The organism is Ruegeria meonggei (assembly GCF_042768335.1).
Taxonomy (GTDB): domain Bacteria; phylum Pseudomonadota; class Alphaproteobacteria; order Rhodobacterales; family Rhodobacteraceae; genus Ruegeria; species Ruegeria meonggei.
Genome location: NZ_JAXHBT010000001.1, coordinates 2348076 through 2370286 on the forward strand (window position 1 = coordinate 2348076; position 22211 = coordinate 2370286).

22 protein-coding genes and 1 pseudogene are annotated in these 22211 nt (G+C 55.3%); 12 read left to right on the top strand and 11 right to left on the bottom strand.

Annotated elements, in window-relative coordinates; translation table 11 throughout:
- Positions 1 to 37: 37 nt before the first annotated feature.
- The 7 genes from SJY13_RS11470 to iolG all read right to left on the bottom strand — a co-directional run bounded on the left by SJY13_RS11470 (position 38) and on the right by iolG (position 8149).
- A complete protein-coding gene (locus SJY13_RS11470) occupies positions 38 to 1219 on the bottom strand; it encodes a phytanoyl-CoA dioxygenase family protein (RefSeq protein WP_377191056.1) in 1182 nt (393 codons plus the stop codon).
- 48 nt (positions 1220 to 1267) lie between these two features.
- Positions 1268 to 2167, bottom strand: a complete 900-nt coding sequence (gene iolE, locus SJY13_RS11475) for a myo-inosose-2 dehydratase (RefSeq protein WP_377191058.1) — start codon at positions 2165 to 2167, stop codon at positions 1268 to 1270.
- Positions 2164 to 3996 (bottom strand): 3D-(3,5/4)-trihydroxycyclohexane-1,2-dione acylhydrolase (decyclizing), encoded by a 1833-nt coding sequence (gene iolD, locus SJY13_RS11480; RefSeq protein WP_377191060.1) that lies wholly within the window; start codon positions 3994 to 3996, stop codon positions 2164 to 2166. The genes iolE and iolD overlap by 4 nt, the downstream gene beginning before the upstream one ends.
- Before the next feature lie 101 nt (positions 3997 to 4097).
- On the bottom strand, positions 4098 to 4919 hold the full coding sequence (locus SJY13_RS11485) for an ATP-binding cassette domain-containing protein (RefSeq protein WP_377191062.1): 822 nt from the start codon (positions 4917 to 4919) through the stop codon (positions 4098 to 4100).
- 1 nt (position 4920) lies between these two features.
- Complete coding sequence (locus tag SJY13_RS11490) at positions 4921 to 6027, bottom strand: ABC transporter permease (protein WP_085822815.1); 1107 nt, start codon at positions 6025 to 6027, stop codon at positions 4921 to 4923.
- A 65-nt stretch (positions 6028 to 6092) separates the two neighbouring features.
- Entirely contained in the window at positions 6093 to 7013 is a 921-nt protein-coding gene (locus SJY13_RS11495; protein ID WP_377191064.1) for a sugar ABC transporter substrate-binding protein, read from the bottom strand.
- Between the two features lie 122 nt (positions 7014 to 7135).
- Positions 7136 to 8149, bottom strand: coding sequence for an inositol 2-dehydrogenase (iolG, locus tag SJY13_RS11500; RefSeq protein WP_377191066.1), 1014 nt, complete (start codon positions 8147 to 8149; stop codon positions 7136 to 7138).
- Positions 8150 to 8337: 188 nt separating this feature from the next.
- On the opposite strand from iolG, the gene SJY13_RS11505 reads away from it, so the two are divergent.
- Entirely contained in the window at positions 8338 to 8694 is a 357-nt protein-coding gene (locus SJY13_RS11505; RefSeq protein WP_377191068.1) for a hypothetical protein, read from the top strand.
- Between the two features lie 657 nt (positions 8695 to 9351).
- On the opposite strand, the gene SJY13_RS11510 is transcribed toward SJY13_RS11505, so the two are convergent.
- A complete protein-coding gene (locus tag SJY13_RS11510) occupies positions 9352 to 10107 on the bottom strand; it encodes a hypothetical protein (RefSeq protein ID WP_377191070.1) in 756 nt (251 codons plus the stop codon).
- A gap of 888 nt (positions 10108 to 10995) precedes the next feature.
- Here SJY13_RS11510 and SJY13_RS11515 point away from each other — a divergent pair.
- Entirely contained in the window at positions 10996 to 11121 is a 126-nt protein-coding gene (locus SJY13_RS11515; protein WP_377193615.1) for an HGGxSTG domain-containing protein, read from the top strand.
- A gap of 17 nt (positions 11122 to 11138) precedes the next feature.
- On the opposite strand, the gene SJY13_RS11520 is transcribed toward SJY13_RS11515, so the two are convergent.
- From SJY13_RS11520 to SJY13_RS11530, 3 genes are all read right to left on the bottom strand, one after another.
- A complete protein-coding gene (locus SJY13_RS11520) occupies positions 11139 to 11762 on the bottom strand; it encodes a hypothetical protein (RefSeq protein WP_377191072.1) in 624 nt (207 codons plus the stop codon).
- A gap of 48 nt (positions 11763 to 11810) precedes the next feature.
- Complete coding sequence (locus SJY13_RS11525; protein WP_377191074.1) at positions 11811 to 12050, bottom strand: thermonuclease family protein; 240 nt, start codon at positions 12048 to 12050, stop codon at positions 11811 to 11813.
- Positions 12051 to 12258: 208 nt separating this feature from the next.
- Positions 12259 to 13335, bottom strand: a complete 1077-nt coding sequence (locus SJY13_RS11530) for a PLP-dependent cysteine synthase family protein (RefSeq protein WP_377191076.1) — start codon at positions 13333 to 13335, stop codon at positions 12259 to 12261.
- Positions 13336 to 13622: 287 nt separating this feature from the next.
- Here SJY13_RS11530 and SJY13_RS11535 point away from each other — a divergent pair, with 287 nt between their 5' ends.
- From SJY13_RS11535 to maiA, 10 genes and pseudogenes are all read left to right on the top strand, one after another.
- A complete protein-coding gene (locus SJY13_RS11535) occupies positions 13623 to 13901 on the top strand; it encodes a DUF1330 domain-containing protein (RefSeq protein ID WP_377193617.1) in 279 nt (92 codons plus the stop codon).
- Between the two features lie 231 nt (positions 13902 to 14132).
- A pseudogene (locus tag SJY13_RS11540) lies at positions 14133 to 14360 on the top strand (DDE-type integrase/transposase/recombinase); the annotation flags it as partial.
- A 646-nt stretch (positions 14361 to 15006) separates the two neighbouring features.
- Positions 15007 to 15957, top strand: coding sequence for an MBL fold metallo-hydrolase (locus tag SJY13_RS11545; protein ID WP_377191078.1), 951 nt, complete (start codon positions 15007 to 15009; stop codon positions 15955 to 15957).
- Positions 15958 to 15982: 25 nt separating this feature from the next.
- Positions 15983 to 17617 carry an FAD-dependent oxidoreductase gene (locus SJY13_RS11550; protein WP_377191080.1) on the top strand — a complete coding sequence of 545 codons (1635 nt, stop codon included), beginning with the start codon at positions 15983 to 15985 and terminating at the stop codon, positions 17615 to 17617.
- A complete protein-coding gene (locus SJY13_RS11555; protein WP_377191081.1) occupies positions 17614 to 17805 on the top strand; it encodes a DUF2783 domain-containing protein in 192 nt (63 codons plus the stop codon). Before SJY13_RS11550 ends, SJY13_RS11555 begins: the two co-directional genes overlap by 4 nt.
- Before the next feature lie 16 nt (positions 17806 to 17821).
- Positions 17822 to 18856 (top strand): TRAP transporter substrate-binding protein, encoded by a 1035-nt coding sequence (locus tag SJY13_RS11560; RefSeq protein ID WP_377191083.1) that lies wholly within the window; start codon positions 17822 to 17824, stop codon positions 18854 to 18856.
- A 3-nt stretch (positions 18857 to 18859) separates the two neighbouring features.
- On the top strand, positions 18860 to 19408 hold the full coding sequence (locus tag SJY13_RS11565; RefSeq protein WP_377191085.1) for a TRAP transporter small permease: 549 nt from the start codon (positions 18860 to 18862) through the stop codon (positions 19406 to 19408).
- Positions 19405 to 20721 carry a TRAP transporter large permease gene (locus tag SJY13_RS11570; RefSeq protein ID WP_377191087.1) on the top strand — a complete coding sequence of 439 codons (1317 nt, stop codon included), beginning with the start codon at positions 19405 to 19407 and terminating at the stop codon, positions 20719 to 20721. The genes SJY13_RS11565 and SJY13_RS11570 overlap by 4 nt, the downstream gene beginning before the upstream one ends.
- Positions 20722 to 20784: 63 nt before the next feature.
- Positions 20785 to 21330, top strand: a complete 546-nt coding sequence (locus SJY13_RS11575; RefSeq protein WP_377191089.1) for a VOC family protein — start codon at positions 20785 to 20787, stop codon at positions 21328 to 21330.
- Positions 21331 to 21408: 78 nt separating this feature from the next.
- Positions 21409 to 22041 (top strand): maleylacetoacetate isomerase, encoded by a 633-nt coding sequence (gene maiA / locus SJY13_RS11580; RefSeq protein WP_377191091.1) that lies wholly within the window; start codon positions 21409 to 21411, stop codon positions 22039 to 22041.
- The last annotated feature ends 170 nt before the right edge of the window (positions 22042 to 22211 follow it).

Consider the following 22211-nt stretch of genomic DNA (forward strand, 5'->3'; position numbering starts at 1 on the left):
GTCCTCCTTCACGGGCAGAACTGCCCAAGATATAGCATCAAGCCAGTTGTTTGGTTTTCAGCGCTGACAGAGCCTGCCTCAGCTGCGCCTCGGACCATCCCTCACCGACCGCCCGGTGAAGGATATCGGCCTGGCTTTCCGGTGCGTTGCCACCACTTGGCGGGTCAGTGTCCAGGTTGGTCGGGAACGGATAGCCCTCGGCTGTTGCGGCAATTGCTGCATCCAGCTCGGCCACGCTTAGCCCGCCACCCTGTTTCAAAGACGCCAACGCGGGCAAAACCGTCTGCGACATGGTCTGCCGGTCAATCGCCTCCATCGCACGCCCAAAGGCCGAGGATATCTGCAACAGGTTTGCCAACCGGTGGATATCCGCACTGCTGTTCTCACCAGCGGCATGAAACAGCGCCGGGTTGAAGAACACCGCGTCCCCTTTTGACAGAGGCAGCTGGATATAGGCCTGCTCAAAATACGCGCGATGCGCCGGATCATGGAACGCCACATATCCCGGCCCGTAGAGCTGGGAAAACGGCAACAGCTTGGTTGGCCCGCTTTCCACCGGCATATCGCAATGGGCGACCGCCCCCTGCAAGGTCAGCGTTTCCGTGACCATATGCGCGTGGATGGGATAACGGGCGGCGTTTTCTGCGCTTTGGAACCCCAGATGGTAATCCCGATGCGCCTGTTGTGCCTGACCGCCGGGACGCACCTGATTGACCTGAGCGGTCATCTGATAGTTGGGGCCCAACCACGCCTCACAGGCGGCGGCAATTGCGATGTTTCCGTAGTAAAGCGCAAAACCTTCGGGATCGCGCAGACAGTGTTTCTGCAGTGCGTTCCAGATGCGGTCATTGGCGCCCAAAGCCGCAAAATGATCGCCTTCGCCGGACCCGCTTTGACGTTCATCGTCAATGATCTGACGAAAGACATCGGTGGCCCGGTCAATCACCGATGTATCGGCATATGCCCCTTTGAGGGCAATCACACCCGCTGAGGCGTTCAGCACATGAGCCCATTCCGCCATCAATGCCCGCCGCTGGTCCGGGTCGTCCAGAACCGGCCGCAGCGCTTGCATGTCGTACACGGGAACGTTGTTTTCAATCGCCGCGGCATGGGGGACAACCGCGGCAGTCAAGCTCTGCGAGGTCAACACCTTAAACTCATCCAGATCACAGGATTCCCGGTCAAAGTATCCGACATATCCAAGCTGTTGATGTACCATGATATTCTCCTTTTTCATGGCTTCGGTGTTGCCCCGTGGGGCGGTTCTTTAACTGGTGATCTCCAATCCCGCCTGCTCGCAGATATCGACGATATGTTCATAGCCCATATTTGAATACTCATAGGGCGGTGCCTTGGCCGGGTCTTGCTCGGCCTCGACCACGATCCAGCCGTCATATTCCATCGCCTTAAGTGCATTCGCCACGGCCTGGAAATCGATACACCCATCGCTGGGGACCGTGAACGCCCCCGCAATCACAGCATCCAGAAAACTGAGATTGTTTTCACGCGTGTTCTGTACCACCGCAGGGCGGATATCCTTGAAGTGCACGTGATGCACCCGGTCGCCCCAGCGGTTCAGGGTTGCCATCACATCGCCGCCACCAAACAGCAGGTGGCCGGTGTCAAAGCACAGTTTGACCTCGGGGGCCGAGCCCTCCATCAGCCAATTCACGTCATCTTCGCTTTCGATGATCGTGCCCATGTGATGGTGATAGGCCATCGGCATGCCCTGATCCGCCATCCATTTGGCCAATTCGCTGATCTTGGCCGCATAGGCCAGAATCTCATCTTTCGACAATTTGGGGCGGTCGTTCACAGGCGTTCCTGCCTGTGTTTGAATGGTGTTTGAGCATTCGGCATAAACGATACAAGGGCTGTTCAGGGCCACGAACTGCTCAACCTGTTCTCGCACTGCGTCGCGCTCTGTCGCAAAGTCGTTGACCAGCGACGCACCGGAACACCAGCCACCGCACAGCGCAATGTCGTTGCCGTCGAGATAAGCCCGCAGACCTTCGGTATCGCCAGGCATCCGCTGCCCACGCTCAACGCCGGTATAGCCAATTTCGCGCGCCTCTTTCAGCGCTTGCTCCATGGTGTACGCCGCCGTCAGGTCCGGCAGATCATCATTCTGCCAGGCGATCGGAGAGATCCCGATTTTCACGCTCATTTCGTGTTTCTTTCCTTGATGGCGACTTCATAGGCCGCGCGCTTTTCATTCACTGCGGGGCGAGTGCTGACTTCGGGGACGGCCACTTCCCACCATGTGCCGCCATATTCTGTTGACGGGTAGGGATCGGTGTCGATGACCACCACGTAAGGCCCTTTGATATCGTTGCGTTTGGCCAGCGCGCCCTCAAGCTCGGCAATTGAGCCTACCTTGACCGAAGTCGCCCCCATCGCAGCCGCATGGGCGGCAAAATCGATGGCCGAGGGTGTTTCATGCACCGCGTGGTCCAGCAGGTTGTTAAACTCGGCCCCACCGGTGCCCATCTGCAGTCGGTTGATGCAGCCAAAGCCTCGGTTGTCGGTAATCACAACGGTGAAGGAAATACCCATCATCGCGGCTGACGCCATTTCCGAGTTCGCCATCATGTAGGTGCCGTCACCGGTAAAGCAGATCACATCGCGATCAGGCTGGGCCATCTTGATGCCCATAGCGCCTGCGATCTCATACCCCATACAGCTGAACCCGTATTCCATGTGATAGGCACCCGGACGCGGCGCCTTCCACAGTTTGTGCAGTTCGCCGGGCATGGTGCCTGCTGCACACATCACGACCGTGTTGTCATTCGAGATCCGCTGAACCGCGCCCACCACCTGCATATCAGTAGGCAACGCATTGCCGTCACCGGGTGCATTGGTCAGCTTATCGACCTTGCCGTACCAGTCAGACTTGAGCGTGTCGCCCACAGCACCGGCGCGATATCCTGCCAAAGATGCGCCCAGTTCCTGCAAACCGACTTGCGCATCCGATTGCAACGGCGTCGCGCCGTGTTTCTCGGCGTCATAGGCGGCGGTGTTCAGGCACACCATCTCGCGTTCGGGGTTGGAAAACAGGCCCCAGGACCCGGTGGTGAAGTCCTGCAGACGTGTACCAACCGCCAGCACCAGATCGGCCTCGGCGCAAATGGCGTTGGCTGGTTCGCCACCGGTCACCCCGACAGGACCAAGGTTCAGCGGGTGGTCCCAGGCCAAAGCCGATTTCCCGGCCTGCGTTTCAACAATCGGTATGTTATGCGTTTCAACAAAGCTCTGCAGCGCATTGGTTGCACCCGAGTAGTGGACCCCGCCGCCCGCCACGATAACAGGGCGCTTTGCAACCTTGATGGCCGCTACAGCGCGGGCCAGCTCGCCCTCATCCGGACGAATGCGGCGCTGATACCAGACGCGCGGCTCAAAAAAGCTTTCGGGGTAATCATATGCCTCGGCCTGCACGTCCTGACAAAAGGCCAGAGTCGCCGGGCCGCAATCGGCAGGATCCGTCATGGTTCGAAACGCGCGCGGCAGCGCCATCAACAGGTGTTCAGGCCGTGAGATACGGTCGAAATACCGACTGACAGGTTTGAAACAGTCATTGGCGCTGACGGTGCCGTCTCCAAAGCTCTCGATCTGCTGAAGCACCGGGTCCGGGCCGCGCGTGGCGAACACGTCTCCGGGAATGATCAGAACCGGCAGCCGGTTCACATGCGCAAGCGCAGCCGCCGTGACCATGTTGGTCGCGCCCGGCCCAATCGAGGACGTCACTGCCATCGCACGGGTGCGGCACATCTGTTTGGTATAGGCAATCGCACAATGCGCCATGGTCTGTTCGTTATGGCCGCGATAGGTTGGCAGGCTGTCTTTAACGCCGTGCAGCGCCTCGCCCAGACCAGCTACATTACCGTGGCCGAAAATGGCCCAAACACCTGCGATAAAGGGCTCTCCGGCCTCATTCATCTGCGCGCCAAGATAGCGGACCAGAGCTTGCGCTGCGGTCAGTCGGATAGTCTTACCCATTGTGATCCCTTTCAACTCAAGGCCAGAACGGCCATTACGTCGATTTTGAGTTTTTTAAGATTCAGACCTGCCTGGTGGTCGTCACACAGGACAGAACGGTTTTAAACCGTTCCGCCCAGCGATCCTTCGAGCTGGGCCATTTCCTGCCCCCCGGCCATCAGGTCCTGCAGTTCTTCAGGTGTGATTTCGCCACGTGTGGCCGTGCCCAAGGTCTTGCCCCGGTTCAGAACGGTAAAGCGGTCGCCCACAGCAAGTGCATGGCGCACGTTGTGGCTGATGAAAACCACGCCGATGCCCTGATTGCGCACACGGTCAATCGTGGCCAGAACGTTCGATGTTTGGCGTACACCCAGGGCCGAGGTCGGTTCGTCCAAGATCAGGATTTTCGCGCCGAAATAGACGGCCCGCGCGATGGCCACAGTCTGCCGTTCACCACCCGACAACGTGCCAACAGCCTGATCCGGGCCACGCAGGTTGATGCCCATCTTGCGCATCTCTTCCATGCAGACATCGTTGGCCTGTTCCACATCGAACCGTTTAAACAGGCCTTTCCCTTTGGTGGGTTCACGGCCCATGAAAAAGTTGCGCGTGACGCTCATCAGCGGGATCATCGCAAGGTCCTGAAACACGGTCGCAATGCCCGCCTCCATCGCATCCCGAGGGGTGTCGAAATGCAGCGGCTTCCCTTCGAAATAGATCTCACCCTTGGTGGGTTTATGCACACCGGACATGGTTTTGATGAAGGTTGATTTGCCAGCGCCGTTATCGCCCAGAAGGCAATGACATTCACCCGGTTTCACGTCAAAGCTGACACCGGCCAAAGCGATGATGTTGCCAAAGTGTTTTTCGATATCCTTCATTTGAACGATTGGCGCCAGGTCATTGGCAGTGTCGCCATGATGGAATTTGGTGTCATCAGACATATCAGCGCTCCCCGGTTACGCGTTTGCGGATTGCGTTGTTGAACAAAACAGCGATCAGAAGCATGCCGCCCAGGAAGACCTGAAACCAATCCTGATCGAAGTCGGTGTAAGTCAGGCCGATCACGACCATTCCGAAGATGATCGAGCCGAAGAACGCACCGATGGCCGAGCCATATCCACCCGTCAGCAAACAGCCGCCGATCACAGCGGCGATGATTGCCTCAAACTCTTTCTGGAAGCCCCGGCGCGCGTCGGTTGAACCCGCATCCATCACCGTGATGATCGCCACCAGAGCGGCGCAGCAGGCCGTCAGCATGAACAGCGAGACCTTGACGCGGTTTACCGGCACACCCGAATTCGACGCCGCAGTCTTGTCACCGCCCGAGGCAAAAATCCAGTTCCCTGCCGGTGTCCGCAGCAACACATATGTCGCGGCCAGTGCCATGACGATGAACCACAGGATCTCAACCGGGATGCCCGGCACTTTGGGCGCACCGTTCTTGAACGTGTCGATGATACCGACCTCGGCCATCCACGCGAAGAGACCTCCGAAGGCCTCGCCGGAAAAGAACGGGGCAAGCCAGTCATTTTCAACCACATCACGCACCCCGCGCAGTTGGGTCGAGCCCCCGGTCGCCATTTTTAAACCAACCAGCGATAGCCCGCGCAGAATAAACAGAAACGCCAGCGTCACGATGAAAGACGGCAGACCCGACCGGATCACGATATTGCCGTTTATCCCACCAACCATGGCGGCAAAAACAAATGTCATCGGGATCGCGACGATCAGCGGCAATTGCCACGTCACCACGCAGACGCCGAAGAACAGGCCGGAAAACGCCACCATCGAACCAATCGACAGATCAAACTCTCCGCCGATCATCAACAGCGCGGCCCCAATGGCCAGAATGCCCAGCTGTGCTGCAGGTGTCATAAAGTTCATGACCCCTGCAAGGGTGAACATTGAGCTGTCCGCAGTGATCGCAAAGAAAATGAAAACCAGAACGACACCGGCCATTGCACCAAGTTCGGGGCGTTTCATTAGTTTGGTCAGAAACGGTTCGCTCTTGACCCTTTCGTCCGCTGTAACGGGCGCTGACTCACTCATGTTTCCCTCCCTGTTCGGTAGAAACGGCGCAAGTCGCGCCGTTTCGTTTTTCTTTTGCCGTTAGATTAACGGATGCCCTGCGAGGACAGGTCAATCACCTGAGTGGCCTTGTCCTGGGTAACCAGGTTCGGGCCCGAAGGCACATCGCCGCCTGGCATCAGGCCGTATTTGGCGTGCAGGCCCATGAAGTTCACCGCCAGGTAACCCTGCAGGTACTGCTGTTGGTCGATGGCAAAGGCTGCATCGCCATCCGCGATCGACTGCAGGAAGTTGGCCGACAGGTCGAAGGACGCAACATTCACGTCGCGGCCAGACGCCTTGGCGGCGGCAACAGTCGGCTCACCGGCCGAGCTGGCACCCAACGCCATCACCGTGTCCACGAACTCATCCGACGACAGCGCGGCTGAGACCTTGGATTCGATCTCGGTCGGGTCGTTCGACGTTGGCAGAACGGTCACTTTACCGCCAAAGCCTTCGGCAAACCCTTCGCAGCGCAGGTCAAGCGAGACGTTGCCCACTTCGTGGTTCACGCAGATCGCGTTGGTCCCGCCCATGGATGCCAGCCGCTCACCAGCAGCCTTGCCGGCATCGTATTCGTCCTGACCGACATGCAGCAGGGCACCCAGTTCTTTCGCGACCTCAGCACCCGAGTTGATCGAGATCACCGGGATACCGGCTGCGACAGCGCGTTCAATTGACGGGCCAAGCGCATCCGCATCGGGGATCGAAACGATCAGCCCGTCCGGTTCCTGGTTCACAGCGGCATCGATCAGCTGGGACATGGCCACCATGTCAAAGGTCTCGGGTGCGCGATATTCCACGTTTACGCCGACATCCTTGCCCGCTTGCTCAACGCCGTTTTTGACCACGTTCCAGAACGCGTCATTGGCCTGGCCATGCGACACGACCACAATTTCCTGAGCAAAAGCGGGCGTGGCCAGTGCCAGTGCGCCAGCCGCCAGTGCGCCTTTAACAAAGTTCTTCATTTGGTTTCCTCCCATTGGAATAGTTCGTCTTATTGTTGAGGGTTCACCCCCTGTATTCGGATGAACCGAATCTCCTCCGCTCCGGAGACTAACGGAGCTGCCCCCAGTTTCCGGATATCCAATCATTTTGCAACCGGTTTCAAAACTTCGTCCATCCCAACCGGCCGTCCGGACTGTGCGGACCGCGTTGCTGCCTCGGCCATGGCCAGAGCGGCCACACCGTCGTCCAACGTCACCGGCATCGCCGCACCGGACAGTGCTGCCTGTACAAACGCATCCCATTCGGCGCGGTAGGCGGGCATGTATCTTTCCAGGAAAAAGTAGGTTGGCTTTGCCCCGGTCACGCCATCCGCCGTCGATTTCACTACAGCGTTTTCCAGGATGTTTTTGGCCTGCAACAAACCACCCGACCCCAGCAGTTCGATCCGCTGATCATAACCATAGGTCGCCCGTCTCGAATTCTTGATTACCGCAATCCGTCCATCCGCATAAGTCATTGTAACAACAGCTGTGTCGACGTCGCCAGCCGCTCCTATCGCGGGATCGACAAGCGACGAACCAACGGCCGAAATCTGCTGTGGCAGCTGCCCCATAAGATAGTTGGCCATGTCAAAATCATGGATCATCATGTCCCGAAACAAACCACCGGACACCATGATATAGCTGACCGGTGGTGGCGCGGGATCAAAGGATGTTAATGACAGCATTTCCGGCGCGCCGATCTCACCGTTATCGACGGCGGATTTGAGGGATGAAAAGCTGGGATCAAAGCGGCGATTGAAACCCACCATGACCGGCTGCCCGCTTGCCTCGGCCACAGATTTGCATGCAAGTGCCCGTTCCAGGCTAAGATCAACCGGCTTTTCGCACAGAACCGCCTTACCTGCTTGAGTGGCTGTCTCGATCAGATCCGAATGGGTGTCGGTCGGGGTGGCAATCAGAATCGCGTCAATGGACGGGTCAGCGATGATTTCACCGGAACTGCGCACTGCGGCGCCATACTCGGAGGCAAGGCTTTCGGCCGCATCGGCAACCGCATCAGACACAGCGCAAAGCTGGCTTTTGGGATGCGCGGCTATGGCCTGTGCATGCACGCGGCCAATACGCCCAGCGCCAAGCAATCCTACTCTCAGCATGCGGTCCTCCCGATTCCCTAAATTGGGGACACAATGATTCTCTTTGCAACCGGTTGCAAGATATTTTTCACGGATAGGCGCACGACGCTGCGCAAGCCCTCAACCAAGCGTCCAAAACCAATTGAGAATGTGGTGATTGGCTACTCTATCAGCTCAACCAAGGCAGACAAACGAGTTGGGGTGAACGCATGGGCATCAAACGTCGACTGGACAAGTTGGAATTGGCAAATTTCATTGACGTGGAAACGAAACCCCTCTTTGTAAGCATTGTGCCTGCGAAGGATGGGCGGCAGTGCGGCCCTGCCAGTATTCATCACGCAGTTATTGCTGGGACTACGTTCGGAAAAATCATGCGGAATGAAGCTGAGACCGAACAGAGTTTTGCGCGACGCGTTTATGCAATGGCGGCAACTGAAAAGCACGTTGAAGACATGACCGATGAGGAACTAGAAATCGCGTTGGCTGCGGCGGATGAACAATTGGCTTTAGAAAAGACTAAACTGGGCAAGTTGAGCGATGAGAGTTTGAGCGCGGTGGCAGGCTAGAGGCTCCAGAACGGTCAGAGGTGATAAACTCCGCCAGAAATGTCTCAGCGCCTTACTTTTCAGTGGCCACCTGCCTGTCGCCAATTCGTGTTTTCGGGGTTTTCGTGCTATGGTTGCCCATTATTTCGATTCTGATTTTTTTTGAGGAACTTTAAGATGAAACTCATCGGCGCAAGTATTTTCTTGCTGTCCGCTTCCTTGGTCTTTGCGGACGGAAATCCAAAAACTAACACACCAAATGATAACCAATCGGCTCAGTGTGGTTTCTTGACGAGATGCCTAGCGGTAGTCAGTGGCAGGTACTTTGTGGCTACACACGCACAAAACGCACAACAGTGCTTCGCCATCACATCGTCCTGCGCGAACGACAGAACTATTACGGCAACTTTTTCGAACGACGCCACCCTGCAGCCTTGTGAAGCTACCATCATTAAGTGTTAGCCTGTCAGACGGCATGCAGAACTAGTTCTGCATTTTGTTTCATCTCTTTCTGACCCGATTGAGGCCTCGAGCCCCCTTCCTGCAAGAACCCGGCGGTTCGCGGCTAGTCTGTTTGCCGGATGCATGGTGCAGGTGGTTGCCAAGACCCAGGCAAAGCCAACCCTTCTTAGAAGCTCGAAATGCGAAGTCGTGAGGCACAACTGATGAGAAAAGCCCTTAATGACCATGTGCACGCGGCTCGTCAGCTTGAGCGTCTAGTCTTTGGCTCTGAAAATGGTCAGTCGTAGGCGAGCGTTCAAAGGAAAACTCCCACCACTTATCGGGATCACTCGCAACGTCAAAGAAACTGCTCGCTCGGTCGCTGAGAATGGGCAAGCTATTTTCCAGAAGCTCTTGATTCAGGTCGCTCCAGTTTTTGACGATAAGAACTGGCGCGCCCTTGTGAGCGTAAGTTCTCGCCATCAAACTATCTGTCATAATCGGGATACACCTAAACAGGAACGCTTCCATTATCTTTGGAGCCTGCACACCGTTGCCAAGTGGGCAAATCATGTAATGATGCGTGGCCAACGCTTCGTAGTATTCAGGTTGGGCAAAAGGGCCACATGTTATGAAGTCAGAACTTGCCGCGAACTCTTTTGCACTTGTCCTATCGGGAATTGTTTTTTCGAGTCCTGGCCAGAACTTTCCAAATGAGCTTAGAGCAAGGCGAGTCTTTTGCGGCTTTGCCCTAACTGCCGAACGGAGGTCCTGCTCAAACCCGCGAATGTAAAACTCTTGCAGGCCAATGGGCATCATTTTCACGCCAAGCACAGACCGATCAAAGGCTTCGTAATAAATATCCCTGAAGTACTTTTTCAGGCCCCGAATAGTGCTCCTGCTTTGACTGCTTAACGGCGTATCTCCACCTCCAATTACGAGGAAAGAGCCTGGGTTTTTCTCTTGAAAACTATCCTTCAAATAGCTCAGCAATCCCGTTATTGCATTTGGGTGGCAATAAACATGCCTCGGAAAAAACCCAGATTGTACCCAACCATGTTCCCAACCAACCAGCCAATCAAAGCGTCGCAACCAATGTGGAACCCCTGGAGCGGGTAGACCGTTTACATCCTTTCTCTTTTCCTCGTGCCAATACCGCGTGCAAGGTAACTCGGCCAATACATGACTGTCTGGAAGAAGAATGTGCTCAGGGGGACATGGCGGCAAGTTTGGGGGTAAAGTTCGAAGTGGCCGCTCTTTTGGTTTCGTGCCTGAATCCAACTCTCGTTTCGCACCCAAAAGTGTGCTGTGTAGCGCCTTAATGGCTTCCATGTAGATAAACCTCGCACCCTAGAATGGCAGACACTCCCACCCAGGCAGTTGAAAATTTTGAGACAAATTGCGGGTAATATCCTGAGAAGCCGGGGCACGGCGGGCCGAACTCATACCCCCTCTTTGAAATCGCAAACTCCCTCAAGGCGCGCCGCGCCCGATGTGTATTAGGGGGAAACGTTAAAAATGTGGCTGTTTCATTAACAGAACAACAAACCTCAATCGCCATTTCGGGTGTGTCCCACAGCCTTTTGACAGCACGTGCTGCACTAAGGGGTTTCCCCAATATCGGTCAGATGAGTTTACAGGTACGTTTTGGTTATCGGATAATGACTTCCACTCCGTATACCCCCTTGAGTGAGGGGCTGGCGCTTACCCCCTCGTCCAGCCCCTCAACCACCCTTCCTTCAACCAATATGCTCCTGATGGTGCACGTGTTGGTTTTTGGCTCGGGCGGGATCTTCAGTTCGACGCATCCTTTCTCTTTAGGCTACTCGCTATTTCTGGGGATGTTGCCAGCACTCATGTCTCATGCCCACGCACTGAACCCTGTTCGGGCCAAAACGGCGGTGCAAGTTCCACGGGGGTAGGTCCACGGGGCCGAAAACGGATGCAGGCCGCAAGGCTATTTCAAAGGCGCAGAAACGGCGTTGGGCTGCGTATCGGAAACAGTAGAACTAGGAATGACTGCTCTAAGGTTTCTGGTCCTTCCCCACGACGAAGAAGCGAAAAACATTAAACTTTCCGGTCTCCCAAGGAGATTTCCCGATACCATGAAAAACAACAATATTGTTGCCCAATTCAAAGAAATAAGCGACCGGGCGTGCCGGTTCATAAGTGAAGCCACTAGGGTCTTTCCACACCCAAACACCATTGGAAGGGTCGATACTCGTCAGCAGTGATACTCTTTCGTCTTCAAAGACCGCACCGCATCCGCTATTTTCCTGACAGCGCGTTAGTTCGTCTATCAACCCCACCAATGGTGCGGGAACAGTTTCGACGAATTGCGGTTCTTCGAACACCGGCGATTGCCTTAGTCTTTCACTTGAGACAAGACCAACCCGGACACCCCGATCTACGCTCTCCGACACAATGCCGTCACTGTCGAGACACTGAACGTAATCTGGCTCCTGCTGTGCCACCCTCCATACAATCGCGCAATCCGGAAACACCTGCCGTGGATACTCCAGAAACACTCCTTCAGCATGGCCACTAGTCACCAACCAAAAACTCAACCCCAAAAAAGTGCAAAATCGAATAAAGGACTGGGTTGTGGCGCGGGTGGCGGACAATCTGGGCTTAATCATTGTCGTCACGCTTTGTCTTCCACTCAACTACAATAACCAGCCCGTCTGAGCCGTGATTTAGCCGCTGGGGTCTCTAAATGCCTGTACCGGCCCTGAGTACCTTTTGCAGTCTAGCGCGTGTCCAGCAGCGATTACAGCCGCCCCTATGTCCTGTCCATCAGCATAGCACACCCCTACCCATCGGTCATGGGTGCGTTCGCCGTTCAGGTCGCAGGAAATGGACTTGCCACGAAGGTAATTTACCATCCAACGCTTTGCGTTTTGTCCGGATCTGGTCCCGAGTTCAGGCGCATCCACGCCGTTCAGTCGGACGGGCGTTCAATCGACCACAATGGTGTCGGTATCACGGACGTGAACTCCTGCGGTGGCCAAAGTGGCAATAGCAATGGATGAACGGCAGCGCTGAGGAAGCGTTTGAACTACTACAGCCTTTCGACGCCGACAAAATGCAAATCGTGCTATCCGGTGAGGGCGAGAAGTCCGACGCTGTTGGGTAGCCGGTAGTCTATTCGCTACTCATCTGAGCACTCGGCGTCGACAGCGAAATTGTTGCCTCCTCGTCCGTCATATCTTCCGCGATACCTTCGAACAGGGGAGTGGAAAGATACCGTTCTCCGGTATCCGGCAACATAACAAGAATTGCCGATCCCTCTGGCGCGGTTTCAGCAATTTGCATTGCTATCGCAAAAGTTGATCCTCCTGAAATGCCAGTGAAGATACCTTCCTCTGCTGCCAATCGCCTAGACCATGAGATACCATCGGGTCCGGCGACCGGTAAGAGCTCGTCATAGTAGGAGCCGTCCAGAGCCTCTTGAAGCACGTATGGGATAAAATCCGGTGTCCAGCCTTGGATCGGGTGAGGTTCGAACGATGGATGGCTTTCTGTTGGTTGGTTTTCCTCGTTTCTCGTATTGACGTAACCTGACGCTACAATGGCCGAATTGGCGGGTTCCGTGAGGATGATTTTAGTTTCCGGCCTGCTTGTTCTTAAAACGCGACCGATCCCGGAAACGGTGCCGCCAGTACCATAGCCAGTCACCAAGTAATCCAGCCGTTCTCCCTCAAAGTCTGCAAGTATCTCGTTCGCAGTGGTGTTCTGATGGATGTCCGCGTTGTCTGGCGTTTCAAACTGACTTGCAAGGAACCAACCGTTTGTCGCGGCTAGCTCCTTGGCTTTAACATACATCCCAAAGCCTTTTAGGGCACGAGGTGTAAGAACGACCTTTGCACCCAAGAAACGCATCAACCGACGCCGCTCAACGGAAAAACTGTCCGCCATGGTCACAACCAGTGGATATCCCTTGGCCGCACAAACCATTGCGAGACCAATTCCGGTGTTTCCGGATGTGGCCTCTACGACCGTTTGCCCAGGTTTTAGCCTTCCATCGCGTTCAGCAGCTTCAATAATGTTGACAGCCAAGCGGTCTTTTACCGACCCGCCTGGGTTGAAAGCTTCGAATTTCACATAAACATCGACATGGTCTGGCGCGATGTTGTTAACACGCACAGTTGGCGTATTCCCAATGGTATCAAGGATCGATGAGTATAATTTCCCTTGACCTTCTGTTGTTCGAATTCCCATTTTTTCGCCCCTTGATGACTTTCCTTTACCGTCACCCATTCCGTGCGTTAGCACAACATTGCATTGCGTAAAGCAGCGCTGTCGCACTCAAAAGGCTATGACCGTTTCGTCCCGCTACCCCGAGTTGTCTGCCATCTGAACCGACCCGATGACCTATTGAAACCGTCTGATGACCGCTTCGAGCCCATAGGCGACCTGCCAAACGCTGCATTTGTGCCATTTTTCGTAGCTGTTAATGTGGTCGAGGTAACTGCTACGAGAGGGGTAAAATCATACCAGCCTACGTAATTGGCCAACTCGATATACATGAACCCGAGGCCTACCAAGCCTATCTCGCTGGCTTTATGCCCAGCTTCGAAAAGCACGGCGGAGAGCTACTAGCAACGTCGCGCGCCGAAACGGAAATTCTGGAAGGGTCGTGGGGCATGCCACGGACAGTAATCATGCGTTTCCCTTCCGTAGAAAAAGCCAAGGCTTGGCACAATGATCCTGAGTATTTGGAACTGGCTAAAATTCGACATCAAACGGCATCCACAAACCTAGTAGTTATTGATGGGATTGCTTGACTAAGTTTTCACGGAGGTTCGCTTTGCCCCGCTCAACCGACATTCGACAAGTATCGTTGACTCAAATGTCCGCTCCGAGCCCTGACCGGACCTTGATCACACCTCGGTCTTTCGCTCATGCAGCAGGTCGCGAACCACGTAAACCGGACATTCTCTGAGTGGCACGCAGATGGCAGTGACGCGGACTTTGCCGACATTAGTTTTCACGACTTCGCTGACGCGGTAAAGGCGATAGACAAGATGCTCAAAGGCTTTGGTTGTCCGATCCCGATCGAGATGGTGAGGCGGAAATATTTGAACAACATTGTGGAACAGGACCACCGCTTCATCAAGAGACGCACTCGGCCCATGTTGGGGTTCAAGTCTTTTGTATCAGGTTCAGCAACTCTAGCAGGCATCGAGGTTGCGCACATGATCCGTAAAGGCCAATTGACGCCCGGACTCTGTCCGTTTCGGTAATTCGCTGAGCTCACCGACTAACTCCCAAGCGATTACTGGAACAGCTCGGAGAGCTCAAAACTTCGCAACAAAACCAGTGCTGGGTACTGGATGCTGGTGGGCGTAGACTTGTGAATCACTGAGACAGCCTCTGGCTCACATGGCGCAAAAATGTAGCATCACCGGTGTTGTTTCTTTTTCAGAAGCTTCCCAACCAGGATCGCCGTCAGCAGATTCTGTCGCAGGAAATTGGCCGCGACGATTGGGAATCCAGAAATAGTCAAATTGCCCCGTCTACACGGCGCAAAGTGGAAACTGAGAGAGACCGGACGTGAATCGCTGCTTGCGGCTCATGTTGACCATTTCGATCCTATCCAACGTAGAAGCCACTAGCGCTAAGCCTTGAACCTCCACTTGGGTCTATCATGCGCTTGATGGAACAGTAGTTCTTTTCGCCGGTCGGCAGGATTGGCTTCAAAAATAGCTGGAATAGACAACATTTTCCTAGGCCGACATCTTCGTAAAAAACTCTTCGAATGCACACTGCGACAATAGTTCAAACACGTTACTCCAAACGAAACAGCATTGACATTGGTTTCATTTGTAACGATATTCGTTGCAAATGAAACAAAACGAGTCACGCGAGCGACATACTCGGGAGAACACAATGGCTAAGGCATTCGCATCTCAGGGAGATTTGGGTGAAAAGACGATTAGCTTCACCGAAGTGGGTGAAGGGCTTTGGGCCTTTACTGCCGAAGGTGATCCTAATTCCGGCGTGATCATCGGCGATGATAGAGTCATGATTGTCGAGGCGCAGGCCACGCCACGTCTGGCTGGCAAGGTGATTGAGAAGGTCAGAGAAGTTACCGACAAACCGATCACACATCTGGCGCTAACTCACTATCACGCGGTTCGCGTTCTAGGCGCTTCAGCATATGGCGCAGATCAGGTTCTCATGTCCGAAACGACCCGGGCGCAGGTTGTCGAACGCGGTCAGGAAGATTGGGACAGTGAGTTTCAGCGTTTTCCACGTCTGTTCGAAGGCCATGAAAGCATTCCCGGACTGACCTGGCCCACCACGACCTTCAAGGATCGCATGAGCGTCTACCTTGGAAATCGACGCGTCGATCTTATGAATCTTGGTCGCGCTCATACTGCCGGTGACATCGTCATTCACGTCCCCGACCAGAACGTCATGTTTACCGGTGACATCGTCGAGTACCACTCGGCCTGCTATTGCGGCGACGGCCATTTCAACGATTGGGGTGGCACTCTGGACAATATCGCCGCATTTGACGTCGATGCTATCGCGCCCGGCCGCGGTGATGCTCTGCTCGGTAAAGACATGGTTGAAGCAGCAATCGAGTCCACCCGGGATTTTGTCGAAAGCACCTATCGCCCGGCCGCTCGTGTCGCCGCTAGCGGCGGCAGCCTGAAAGATGCCTGGGACGCTGTTCGTGACGCGTGCGACCCGAAATTCGCCGACTATGCGATCTACGAACACTGCCTGCCGTTCAATGTTGCGCGTGCCTATGACGAAGCCCGCGGCATCGACACGCCACGTGTCTGGACGGCTGAACGGGATCTGGAAATGTGGGAGCAACTGCAAGGTTGAACGCCTGAAGGGAGGGGATTTTCCAATGTTTGATGATCGTTACACGCTCGCCTACAAGAGCTATCCATACGAGAAATCGCCCGATCAGGATATTGACGCACCGGTGCGTCACCCGGTTGTGGTCATGGGCGGCGGGCCGATCGGAGTAGCCACAGCGCTGGACCTCGGCCGCCAAGGTGTTCCGGTGGTTGTGCTTGATGATCATGAGGGGATCGGCATGGGCAGTCGGGCGATTTGTTTCGCAAAGCGCTGCCTGGAAGTGGCCGACCGCTATGGCTGCGGCGAACCGATGCTCGAAAAAGGCGTTGTCTGGAATCTCGGTAAGGTATTCCATCGCGATGACAAGGTATTCGAATTTAACCTGTTGCCGGAAGACGGGCATAAATACCCCGCCTTCATCAATCTACAACAGCCATATTTCGAGCAATACATGATCGATCGCCTGCGCGAGCTGCAGGACAAGGGCGCCCCGATCCAGTTGCGTGGCAAGAACCGTGTGGACAGCGTCGAAGTACACGACGATCACGTCACCCTGACGGTAATGACACCGGATGGGCCTTACACGCTTGAAGCGGACTGGCTTATTGGTTGCGACGGCGCCAATTCACCACTGCGCGGGATGCTTGGTCTCGATTTCAGCGGTCGAGTCTTTCAGGACAGCTTCCTGATTGCTGATATCAAACTGAAAGGCGATCTGAACTTCCCCACCGAGCGCTGGTTCTGGTTTGAACCGACCCACGGCTCCGGTGCCTCAGCTTTGTTGCACAAGCAACCTGATGATGTCTGGCGGATCGACTTCCAGATCGGCTGGGATGTTGACCGTAAAGAAGAACTTAAAGAAGAGAATATCCGTCGCCGATTGGATGCGATGCTGGGGGATGTGGACTATGAAATGGTCTGGTCCTCTATCTACACCTTCCAGTGCAAGCGGATGGACAGTTTCCGCTCGGGGCGGGTGTTTTTTGCTGGTGATGCGGCGCACCAAGTCTCGCCCTTTGGTGCGCGTGGTGCCAATTCCGGCATGCAGGACGTGGACAATCTTGGCTGGAAACTAGGTCTGGTTATTCAAGGCAAAGCGCCTCAGAGCCTGCTTGATACCTACGACACCGAACGGGTTCATGGCGCGGACGAAAACATCCTGAATTCTACACGGTCCACCGATTTCATCACACCGAAATCAGAAACAAGCCGGATCTTCCGCGATGCCGTGCTCAGCCTGAGCGGAACGTATGAATTCGCACGACCGATGGTCAACTCGGGTCGGCTCTCGGTTCCATGCGTGTACAGTGGATCGGGACTCAATTCCGCTGACGCACTGGCAGGCGGTCCCGATCGGACGCAGCCCGGCGCCCCCTGCCCTGATGCCCCGTTGGGCGATGAATACCTGTTGTCGAAGCTGGGTGATGAGTTCATCCTTTTGACAATCGATGCAGAAGCACCTGAAATTCTGGAAGAGGACGGGATTACGGCACGCCGCCTGGCTCTTTCAACCCGCGACGACCCGACCGGTCAGCTCAGGAAACGCTATCTCGGCGAAGCCAGTTCGGCGGTCTACCTAATCCGACCGGATCAGCATGTCGCTGCCCGCCGAGCGCAATTCAACGAAACCCTGATGCGCACCGCCTTGCGCCGTGCGGCTGGTAAGGAAGTAAGCCAATGAGCGATCTGACCCTGACACCGAATATCGACGGAACCGACGATTTCTACGCCGACCTGCTGGCAACGCATGAAGGCAAGACCAAAGCCGAGAGCGATACAATCAACGCTAGGTTAATACTGATCCTGGCCAACCACATCGGCGACCGGGACGTCCTGAGCCAGGCGCTCAATGCCGCCGACATCACATAATCCAAGGGAGGATACCATGAATATCAAACTGAAGGGCAACACCCTGCTGCTCGCCGGCATTGCAACCGCTGCAATGTCTTTCGCAACGACTACCTTGGCAGAGACCAAGCTTGCGCTTTCGAGCTGGCTGCCGCCGCGCCATCCAATCGTTGTTGAGGCAATCAAACCCTGGGCCAAGCAAGTGGAGGAAGTCACCGATGGCCGCGTGACTGTACGTGTGCTTGCAAAGCCCATGGGCCCGCCCCCGGCACATTACGACATGGCTGCCGAAGGTATCGCTGACATCACCTATGGCTTGCATTCCTTTACCACAGATGACCGTTTCACCCGCTCTCGGATCGGTCAGTTCTCGTTCATTGGTGACGATGCCGTTGCTGGTTCCAAAGCATTCTGGAATGTCTATTCCGGCCCGCTGGAGGCGCAGAAAGAACATGAGGGCACCAAGCTTCTGGGGCTCTTTGTGCACGGCCCCGGCATGTTGCACAACAATGTCCGCAAGATTGAAACGACAGACGATTTCTCGGGTCTCAAGATCCGCGTTCCTGGTGGTTACATCTCAGACCTGATGTCTGGTCTCGGCTCCACAACGCTCTTCATGTCTTCGGGTGAGGTGTATGAAAAGCTCTCGCGCGGAGTAATCGATGGCGTGACGTTCCCCTACGATGCTCTGGCTGCGTTCAAGCTGACCGAAGACGTCAAGTACACGATGCAAGTCCCCGGCGGCATCTACAACACCACTTGGTTCATGGTCATGAACGAAGACAAATGGAACGAGATCTCTGAAGAGGATCAGGCGGCGATCGAGGCGATTTCCGGTGAAGCCTTTGCCGCACTGGTTGGCGAAGCTTGGGTCGGTGCAGACGAGAAAGGCAGCGCCGCGGCCGAAAAGGCCGGGATCGAAATCTACGAAGCGCCAGCCGAAGTCGTTGATGCGATCAAATCCCAAGCAGCAGATGCCGAAACAGCGTGGTCCGAAGCCATCTCGGCGGACGGCTACGACGGCGCGGCGGCACTGGAAGAAATGCGCAAGCAAGCTGGCGTGGACTTCTGATCCATGGAGCGGCTTCGCCATCGTTTCCCCGACCAGCCCCCTGATGAGGGGCTGGACATCGGGCTGCTGCTCGACAGATCTCTGGGTGTCGGGGCCGCACTGATCCTGTTCAGCCTCGTCCTCATCACCTGTGTGGATGTAGTTGGGCGTTACCTGTTCAACGCACCGCTTTCCGGCGCCTTCGAACTCACTGAAATACTGCTGGCAGCGCTCGTTTTCCTGGCCTTACCACTGACGACAGAGCGCCGTGAACACGTCGAGGTCGACCTGCTGAATCTGGCGCTGGGACGCAAGACGCAACGTCTTTTGTCTGCGTTTGCAGGCCTGTTCTCTGCAGCCCTGTTAGCCACCTTTTCTTGGCGGCTTTTCACCCATGCGGCCAAGGCCGCCCATGACGGCGCGGTGACCAACGCACTTGAGATTCCACTGGCACCATTCGGCTATCTGGCTGGGGTCTCCTGCATGGTTTCGGCGTTCATCGCATTCCTGCGCGGATTACAACCGCCCATCGAACACGACACCGATCAAGATCACCTAGAGGGCACCCCATGATTGAATCTCTGATCGGCTTTGCGATCCTTCTGGGACTTATACTACTGCGCGTGCCCATCGCGTTCGCAATGGCGGCTGTAGGCGGCTTTGGGTTTGCGTATATGCGTGGTTGGGAACCTGCCTGGGCTATGACAGGTCAAGTGGCCTTTGACACTTCTTTGTCTTACTCCCTTTCGGTCATCCCTCTGTTCATCTTCATGGGCAACGTGTTGGCCGGCTCAGGCGTGGCACACGGGCTGTTCGCCGGTGCCGATCGGCTTTTTGGCAGGCTGCGCGGCGGACTTGCCATGGCTTCGGTCTTTTCTTGCGGCGGTTTCTCCGCGGTGTGCGGCTCGTCCCTGGCCACTGCTGCCACGATGTCAAAAGTTGCCATGCCTTCAATGCGTCGTTTTGGTTATGATGACCGGCTGGCGACAGGCTCTATCGCCGCGGGTGGGACACTAGGCATTTTGATCCCGCCGTCGGTGATCCTGATCATCTACGGCCTGTTGACCGAAACCAATATTGCCAAGCTTTTTATCGCGGGAATTGTGCCAGGTATCATTGGTGTGCTGTTTTATCTTGGCGCAGTCATGGTAGCGGTACGATTGAACCCTACTCTGGCTCCGGAGGAGGAAAACACCGAACCGATGAGCCGGGCTGATGTCATAGGCGTCATCTGTGTGCTGGGCCTATTCCTCTTCATCATGGTTGGCATTTATGGTGGGTTCTTCACACCGACTGAGGCGGCCGGAATGGGCGCAGGTGCCGCGATCCTGATCGCCATTGCCCTCAGGACGATGACCTGGCGCAGCTTTTTCGCAGCTACGCTGGATTCGATCCGGGCTACGGCGATGATCTTTGCAGTGATCATAGGTGCCGAGTTGTTCACCAACTTCATAAACTACGCCGGACTGCCGGATGCCCTATCAGGCTTTGTTGTCGACAATGAATTGCCGGTCTGGGCAGTCATTGTGTTCATCATGCTGACCTACATGGTGCTTGGTTGTGTGCTTGAAAGCCTGTCGATGATCTTGCTAACAGTGCCGGTCTTTTACCCACTGATGTTTGAGCTTGAGTTTGCCAATGAACTTCTGCTCGATCCCGAAAACGCCCTGATCTGGTTCGCCATTGTGGTTGTTGTGGCCACTGAAATCAGCCTGATCACACCCCCCGTCGGTATGAATGTCTTCGTGCTGAAGGGCGTGTTGCAAGATGTCTCACTTGGAACGATCTTTCGCGGCGTGCTGCCATTCTGGATCGCAGACATCCTTCGATTGACCCTACTCATCCTTATACCCTCCCTGTCACTCTGGCTGGTGGGGTTGATGTGAAAAGCTGGGGCGACTGTGCGTCGCTTTGGCCATGAAAACTGAACCCTCGGAAAGGAGAAACCGATGAAAATCGAGAAGATCCATCACGTCGCTTACCGCTGCAAAGACGCAAAAGAGACGGTCGAATGGTATGGAAAGATGCTGAACATGGACTTCATCCTGGCCATCGCCGAGGATCATGTCCCATCGACGCATGAGCCAGACCCCTACATGCATCTGTTTTTGGACGCCGGGAATGGGAATGTTCTGGCCTTCTTCGAGCTGCCCACGAAGCCGGAAATGGGTCGGGATCCCAATACTCCGATCTGGGTGCAGCACATCGCCTTTAAGGTGAAGGATCGTGAAACACTGATTCAGTTCAAGGACCATCTGGAAGCTAATGGCGTCGAAGTGCTCGGCGTGACCGACCATTCGATTTTCCACTCCATCTACTTCTTTGATCCTTCCGGCCATCGTATCGAACTGGCCTGTCCGGATCCGGAAGAAGAAGCGATGCTAGAGCGCATGGACGAAGTGAAATGGCTCATGTTGGACGAGTGGTCGAAGACCAAGAAAGCTCCTAAACATGCCGATTGGCTACATGCCAAGGAACTCAACAAATCCGCCTGACAGGCTTCTTGCGCCGGATGGATTTCCAGCGCAAGAACCGGCCTTTGGCTGAATCTGAGACGGTTTAACAAAAGAGTCATGAAACTTTACAGCTATTGGCGCTCGACGACCTCTTTTCGGGTCCGGATCGCACTGAACCTCAAGGGTGTTTCCTATGAAACAGTTTCGGTCAACCTTGTTGCCGGAGAGCAACGCGCGCCGGACTACGTCGCGCTGAACCCCGGAAAGGGCGTCCCTGCGCTGATCCTTGAGGATGGTCGTGTACTCACCCAATCGCTTGCGATCATCGACTATCTCGACGCCACTATACCTGAACCTCCGTTCCTACCCGAAGATCCGTTCGAGCGTGCGAGGGTACAGGCTGCGGCCCATACCATCGCGATGGATATTCATCCGATTAACAACCTTAAGGTCACCGCGCATCTGAAGTCCCGCTACGGGCTTACGGCCGAGGATGGGATCGCGTGGTTCCGGCATTGGATGACCGAAGGCTTCCATGCCTACCAAGCGCTTTTGCCAGCTAACGCCACCTTCAGTTTTGGTGACAAGCCGGGCCTTGCCGATATCTGCCTTGTCGCACAGCTTTACAACGCACATCGTTGGGGTGTCGACATGGCTCCATTCGGCCGGCTACTTGAGATCGAAAGACGCGCATTGACCCTGCCCGCCTTCGACGCCGCCCGACCTGAAAATCAGCCCGACGCCTCCTGAAAGAAACACCATAACAAATCTAATTCTCTCCTAGGTCGACAGCGTCAAACCGCGGCAGCCTTCTTGAGTTGAGTTGGGGCTATAAAGATCCGTAAACTCTCGACACCGAGAATACCCGCAGCTTCCTTGAAGATGGCGATCGGCTTAAGTTGCGTGGCCATGCCCGTGGG